This is a genomic window from Pseudomonas sp. SIMBA_068 (assembly GCF_046534705.1).
Lineage (GTDB): Bacteria > Pseudomonadota > Gammaproteobacteria > Pseudomonadales > Pseudomonadaceae > Aquipseudomonas > Aquipseudomonas putida.
Genome location: NZ_JAWRYI010000567.1, coordinates 1 through 270 on the forward strand (window position 1 = coordinate 1; position 270 = coordinate 270).

General features: G+C 51.1%; 1 protein-coding gene. It reads left to right on the forward strand.

What is annotated here, in order from left to right; translation table 11 throughout:
- Positions 1-270 (forward strand): N-6 DNA methylase (locus tag SB756_RS30440; RefSeq protein ID WP_410913288.1); only part of this gene is annotated, 270 nt, incomplete at both ends.

A 270-nucleotide genomic window follows, 5' to 3' on the forward strand; every position in this document is an offset into this window, starting at 1 on the left:
CCTAGCTGTGCGTGGTATTTCGGGCAACTTAGGCGATGTAGCAGGCGACACCTTTTTTAAAGACCAACACCCCGACCTAAAAGCCGATTACATAATGGCAAACCCACCATTTAACCAAAAACAGTGGCGCGCCGATAACGAATTAGTCGACGATGCTCGTTGGGCCGGTTACCCAACACCGCCTACCGGTAATGCCAACTATGCGTGGATCATGCATATGATCTCAAAGCTCAGCGAGCATGGCACCGCAGGCTTTGTACTGGCTAATGG